3 protein-coding genes are annotated in these 7,271 nt (G+C 41.8%); all 3 read left to right on the forward strand.

The genetic code is table 11. The features are described from left to right. The first annotated feature begins 13 nt into the window (after positions 1 to 13). Positions 14 to 883, forward strand: a complete 870-nt coding sequence (locus ACIY14_RS06045) for an ROK family protein (RefSeq protein ID WP_409001925.1) — start codon at positions 14 to 16, stop codon at positions 881 to 883. Continuing rightward, positions 877 to 2,757, forward strand: a complete 1,881-nt coding sequence (locus ACIY14_RS06050; RefSeq protein WP_409001926.1) for a beta-N-acetylhexosaminidase — start codon at positions 877 to 879, stop codon at positions 2,755 to 2,757. The genes ACIY14_RS06045 and ACIY14_RS06050 overlap by 7 nt, the downstream gene beginning before the upstream one ends. Positions 2,758 to 3,066: 309 nt before the next feature. Next, on the forward strand, positions 3,067 to 7,271 hold a 4,205-nt coding region (locus ACIY14_RS06055; protein ID WP_409001927.1), incomplete at its 3' end, for a mucin-binding protein.

Raw genomic sequence — 7,271 nt, forward strand, 5'->3', positions numbered from 1 at the left:
TTTTGGTGAAAATATGACGATTGCAACCATTGATATCGGAGGGACTGGGATTAAGTTTGCCAGTCTAACTCCTGATGGAAAAATACTAGATAAGACAAGTACTCCGACGCCAGAAAGTTTGGAGGATTTACTGACTTGGCTAGACAAATGCTTGGCAGAGAAAGATTATAACGGCATTGCCATGAGTGTGCCAGGCGCGGTCAATCAAGAAACAGGTGTCATCGAGGGCATCAGTGCTGTACCTTACATCCATGGCTTTTCTTGGTATGAAGCTCTTGCTCATCATCAGCTATCTGTCCATCTAGAAAATGATGCCAACTGTGTTGGACTTAGTGAACTGCTGGCTCACCCAGAGATTGAAAATGCAGCCTGTGTCGTGATTGGGACAGGAATCGGCGGAGCTATGATTATCAATGGCAAACTTCACCGAGGTCGCCACGGCTTAGGTGGTGAGTTTGGCTATATGACAATCATTGCACCAGCAGAAAAGCTCAACAACTGGTCGCTACTAGCATCTACAGGAAATATGGTTCGCTACGTAATTGAAAAATCTGGTCAGACTGACTGGGACGGACGCAAGGTTTACCAAGAAGCTGCAGCTGGCAATGCCCTTTGCCAAGAAGCCATTGAGCGCATGAACCGTAATCTGGCTCAAGGCTTGCTCAATATCCAGTATCTGATCGATCCAGATGTCATTAGTCTGGGAGGCTCTATCAGTCAAAATCCAGACTTTATCCAAGGGGTCAAAAAAGCTGTCGAAGCATTTGTCGAAACCTACGAAGAATACACGGTCGCACCAGTTATCCAAGCTTGCACCTATCACGCAGATGCCAATCTCTACGGTGCCCTTGTCAACTGGTTGCAGGAGGAAAACCAATGGTAATTTTTACAGGGCTTAGTCCCAAACAAACTCAGGCAATCGACTTGCTGACAAAGCACATTTCGTTACCAGATGTAGAGGTAGCTGTCGCTCAGTCTGACCAAGCCTCTATCTCTATCAAGGGTGAGGATGGCCACTATCAACTGACTTATCGCAAACCTCACCAACTTTACCGCGCCTTGTCCTTGTTGGCAACAGCTCTAGTAGAAGGTGATAAGGTAGAGATTGAAGAACAAGCTGCTTATGAAGAGTTGGCCTACATGGCAGACTGTTCGCGAAATGCAGTACTAAATGTGGCTTCTGCCAAACAGATGATTGAAGTCTTGGCTCTCATGGGCTACTCAACCTTTGAGCTTTACATGGAAGATACTTATCAGATTGAAGGACAACCTTACTTTGGTTATTTCCGTGGTGCTTACTCGGCTGAGGAGTTGCAGGAAATAGAAGCCTACGCCCAGCAGTTTGACATGACCTTTGTGCCTTGTATCCAGACCTTGGCCCACTTGTCGGCCTTCGTCAAATGGGGTGTCAAAGAAGTGCAGGAACTCCGTGATGTAGAGGACATTCTCCTTATCGGTGAAGAAAAGGTTTATGATTTGATTGACGGGATGTTTGCCACTCTGTCTAAACTGCAGACACGCAAGGTCAATATCGGGATGGACGAAGCTCACTTGGTTGGTTTGGGGCGCTACCTCATTTTGAACGGTGTTGTGGACCGTAGTCTCCTCATGTGTCAACACTTGGAGCGCGTGCTGGATATTGCCGATAAGTATGGTTTCCACTGCCAAATGTGGAGTGACATGTTCTTCAAACTCATGTCAGCAGATGGCCAGTACGACCGTGACGTGGAAATTCCAGAGGAAACTCGTGTCTACCTAGACCGTCTCAAAGACCGTGTGACCTTGGTTTACTGGGACTATTATCAGGATAGCGAGGAAAAATACAATCGTAATTTCCGTAATCACCACAAGATTAGCCAAGATATCGCCTTTGCAGGGGGAGCTTGGAAGTGGATCGGTTTCACACCCAACAACCATTTCAGCCGTCTCATCGCTATCGAGGCCAATAAAGCCTGTCGTGCCAATCAGATAAAAGAAGTTATCGTGACGGGTTGGGGGGATAACGGTGGGGAAACTGCACAGTTCTCTATTCTACCCAGCTTGCAAATTTGGGCAGAACTCAGCTATCGCAATGATCTAGACTGTCTGTCTGCACACTTCAAAACCAATACAGGTCTATCGGTTGAGGGCTTTATGCAGATTGACCTAGCCAATCTCTTGCCAGATCTACCAGACAATCTCAGTGGCATCAATCCTAACCGCTACGTCTTTTATCAGGATGTTCTTTGCCCTATTCTTGATCGACACATGACACCTGAACAGGACAAGCCGCACTTCGCTCAGGCTGCTGAGACGCTTGCTGAAATCAAAGAAAAAGCTGGGGCCTACTCTTATCTCTTTGAAACTCAGGCCCAGTTGAACCAGATTTTAAGTAGTAAAGTGGATGTGGGACGACGCATTCGTCAGGCCTACCAAGCGGGTGATAAAGAAAGTTTGAAAGAAATCGCAAGACAAGAATTACCAGAACTCAGAAGCGAGATTGAACACTTCCATGCGCTCTTTAGCCACCAATGGCTGAAAGAAAATAAGGTCTTTGGCTTGGATACGGTCGATATCCGTATGGGCGGACTCTTGCAAAGGATCAAGCGAGCAGAAAGTCGCATCGAGGCTTATCTGGCAGGTCAGATTGACCGTATCGAAGAATTAGAAGTCGAAATCCTACCATTCAACGATTTTTATGGAGACAAAGACTTCGCAGCCACCACAGCTAACCAGTGGCACACCATTGCGACCGCATCGACGATTTATACGACTTAGGAGTAGAATATTGACAAACATCTTCTTTATAAAAAGAAGATGTTTTTGCTTAAATATAATATTTAAAAATAGATAAAATATAGAAAGTGGGGGATATTTGATAGAATAACATATTCAGCAATACATGTGCTTAAAAGCTATATGAATCAAGATTTTTATTAAATTAGGTGGGTAGATTTTAACTGCATCAGTTGAATTATCAAGGAGTAAAATGTATAATATAGAGCAGAGGTTTCCTATGCGTAGAGGTTGTAAAAGTCCATCTCTAATAAAATAATCATATGTCAAACTTAGAAAGGAATATAGAAAGTGAAGAGTTTTAAAATTTACAAGGGAAGACATGAAAAATTTTCTCTAAGAAAGAAAAATGTTGGACTTGTTTCGATTGCAATCGCTAGCTTGGCGATATATGGAGTAGCGCTTGGCACACCAACTGTACAAGCAGATGAAAACAACAATCTGAGCAGTCTAGTAGAGACTAGCTCGACAACTGATGTGAAATCAGAAAATAATAGTGATCAATCAGCAGTGGTGGAGTCAGAGAAAGTATCTTCAACCACAGAAGTTAAGGAAACAGAAAAAGCTACTGGTCCAGCACCAACTGTTGAACAAGCAGAAAAGGAAGTGTCAGTTTCAAAAAATGCACCTAAAGTGGAAGGGGCAGACAAAAAATCCGTAGCTCCTTCAAACTCGACAGCAGTCGCGAAAGAAACTCCGGCACCTGTTGAGTCTAAGCTGGTTGAAAAGTCTACTGATGGGCAAACAGCAGCTACTCCTCGTTCGACTGCTCCGGTACGTACGCGCAGAAGTTTGCAACAAAACCCAACTCAAATCTCGAATTTTTCAGTAACGGTTACGACTAAAGATGGAACTGTTATGCGTCCAGGTGATACAAAACCTTTGCCTGCTCAAGAAGTTCCCTTTGACAAGGTTCAAATGGACTTTAAAATCACACAAGATGGGACGCTGAAAAAAGGTGATGTTCTCCGTATTCCAGTTAAATTAACAAATAATGCGTATGGTGCCTATTATTCAAATCTTGGTTCTGGAACAGCAGAACGGATAGATGGTGTTGGAACAATTAAATTTGTGCATTCAGATCCCAATAATTTGGCCTATGAAATTACATTAGACCAAAGCTTCCAAGATATGCCTCAAAATACTGAAAAGACGGTATCGGTTATTCAAAAGGCAGCGACTATTGGGAAATTTACGGCAAAATCAAGTTATGAAAATATTATTTTAGAAATAAATGGCAATAAGTTTACTTTTAAACCAACACCAAGAACATTTGAGAAAGCACAGGCGCCTTTTGCTGTTTATAATAGTGCAAGTAGCGATAGAGCAAATTCAATAAAAATAGGCACTTCAACTGGGGATGCAAATTATTATAATAATTTATTGTCAAGCGATGGTACCAACCCTGGACAAACAGGAATTCCAAATGGTGATATCATTTCTGTCCATCGTATAAAACCAGGTAATGGGTCAAAAATTGTTAGTATCAAACCAGACCTTAAAAGATATACTTCTACTTTAGCAATTAGTGAGGATGGAAAATATCTTGTTAAAGGAGATACTTCAACTTCTATTAGCATCAATTCAGATCCAGATAATAAGTTAATAAATCTACCTGCAAATTCAACAAATGATACTATTCTTAAAGCATTAAAGCAAGCAGGCAAAAATTCTTCAGTTGTTATTGATAATGGAGATGGGACCTACACAGTTGCTATTAATTTAGGAAAAATGACAGGAAATGGTGCTACTACCTATCATGATATTTGGCCAACTGACGACTATGCTCAAATGGGCGATCAATATCAGGAAATCAACAGAACAGAAGAAGTCAATAAAAAAGTTAGTGCTATTTTAAAGGATGCTAGTGTCATTCAAGGAACTGGGCATTCAACACGAATTACTTTTGCAGATTCCTCAATTAAGAATACTATAACGAATGAGTCAAGAAGTTATAGTTATAACGTTGATGATAATGGTAATGTAACTAAGCTTAAAGAAGAAACGATTTCTGCCACAACAACCCCGTCCGTTGCGCGTGCTGAAGGTCAGAAGAAGATTACAATACACTATGTCGATACAAACGGCAAGGAAATTGAAACTCAGGACTATAAATATGGTTATCCAGCAGGAGGAACTGCCACTCCAACCCCTGATTATAACGCTAATCCAAAAACAATTACAGGCTACACACTTGTAACAGCTGATACGGCAATCGCGTCGTATGGTACACAGTTAAAGACTACTAAACAAATTCCATTCACTAGCAACGACCAAGAATTTTATTATGTCTATTCAGCCAAAAAATCTAGTGCCAAAGTTACGTATATTGACGATGATACTAACGGAGGAAAAGTTCTTGAAACGAAGGATTTGAATGGTTTTTATGGGCAGACTGATCCTTATCGAACAGCTGAAACCATTAAGACGTATACCGATCAAAATTATGAACTTGTTTCAGACAATTATCCAACAAATGGTGTAACCTATAATGAAAATCTTCAAACCTTTGAAGTTCATTTGAAACACAAAAAGACTTCAGTAGCAGAAGAAAAGACGGTTAAGGAAACTATCCATTATACATACGAGGGCGGTGCACCAGCAGCTCCAGACCGCACTAGTAGCTTAAAATTCACCAGAACAGCAACAACTGACCTTGTTACAAATGTTACAACTGGTGATTGGACAGCAGAAAATGGAACAAGTTTTGCGGCCGTAACATCACCAACAATCAAAGGTTACACTCCAGATTTAGCGGAGGTTCCAGCAGTTGACAATATTACGGCTAACAGTGCCGATATCGAAAAGACAGTCGTTTATACGGCTAATCCAGCTAGTGCAAAGGTCACTTACATTGATGACACAACAGGGGAAACGCTTGAAACGAAGGATTTGAATGGTTTTTATGGGCAGACTGATCCTTATCGAACAGCTGAAACCATTAAGACGTATACTGATCGAAATTATGGACTCGTTTCAGATAATTATCCAGCAACTGGTGTAACCTATAATGAAAATCTTCAAACCTTTGAAGTTCATCTACATCATAAGGGAGCTGCAGTTCAAGAAACAAAGACAGTCACAGAGACCATCAAGTATGTTTATGAAGATAACACAGAGGCAGCGGATACGAAGGTTCAGACTTTGAAGTTCTATCGGATTAACAACAAGGATCTGGTGACTAATAAGATTGTCTATAAGGGTCCTTGGTTCCCGTCTACCGGAACCTTCCCAGAGGTAGTTTCTCCAAAGATTGATGGTTATACACCAGATAAGGCAACTGTAGCAGCCGTTGAACAGATTACGGGAGATAGCGCAGATATTGAAGAAACGGTTACCTATAAAGCAGATAAGCAAAAAGTAACCTATACCATCATTGACGACACTGCCCAAAAAACGCTGAAAGATAAGGAAGTACTTACCAGCGGAGGCTCTGATACTCCTCTTCCAGACAGTGCCCGAGAAAAATATGATTTAATGGTGAATGCTTATCTAGCTCAAGGTTATGAATTGGTTTCGAAAGAGCAGCTCCCAGCCAAGTTCGACCTTGATAGTAACCACGATCAAAATGTGGTTGTTCACTTGAAGCATGGTACAACTGATATCCAAGAAAGCAAGGATGTAAACTTGACTGTTCGTTACCACGGTGCTGGCGGACAAACACCAGAAGATAAGGTGCAAACAGCGACTTGGACTCGTACCGTAACAAAAGATAAAATCACAGGTACAGAAGTTTCTGCCACACCTTGGACAAGCGACAAAGCAAACTATGATGCTGTGCCGTCACCAGTGATTCCGGGCTATAGTGTTGACATTGAGACGGTTCCAGCAGAAACCGTTACTCAAGAAAATATTGTCAAGGATGTGCATTACACCATCCAAACGCAAAAAGTTACTTACACAGTTTTAGATGAGATAACCGGCCAGACTTTAGAAAATCAAGTTGAATTGACAACAGGTGATTCAGGTGCAGCTCTTCCGGCCGCAGCTCAAACGAAATACGACACCGTAGTTGCAGGCTACTTGGCACAAGGTTACGAAGTAGCTTCTCAGGATGCTCTTCCAAGTCAATTTGACACTGATAGCAGTGTGGACCAAAACGTTGTCATTCGCTTGAAACACAAAGTGTCAACTTCTACAGAAACCAAGACTGTAACGCAAACGATTAATTACCTCTACGAGGATGACAATACACCAGCAGCTCCAGAGAAGAAAACGACCTTGACTTTCTCTAGAGAAATGAAAACAGATGAAGTGACTAAAACGACTACGCAAGGTACTTGGACTCCGTCGGTCGGAACCTTCCCAGAGGTAGTTTCTCCAACTGTTGATGGCTATACACCAGATAAGGCTAAAGTTGACGCAGAAAACGTAACTGCGGATCAGGCTGACATCAAGGTTATAGTTAAATACAAGGCTGACAAGCAAAAAGTAACCTATACCATCATCGATGATACAACTAATACCACTTTGGAAGATAAGAAAGAGCTTACAAG

It is taken from the genome of Streptococcus sp. ST16, assembly GCF_046098135.1.
Lineage (GTDB): Bacteria > Bacillota > Bacilli > Lactobacillales > Streptococcaceae > Streptococcus.

What these genes read in the sequence shown, in the direction of transcription:
- ACIY14_RS06050 (WP_409001926.1), top strand. Translation starts at nt 877, where the DNA reads ATGGTAATTTTTACAGGGCTTAGTCCCAAACAAACTCAGGCAATCGAC.
- ACIY14_RS06045 (WP_409001925.1), top strand. Translation starts at nt 14, where the DNA reads ATGACGATTGCAACCATTGATATCGGAGGGACTGGGATTAAGTTTGCC.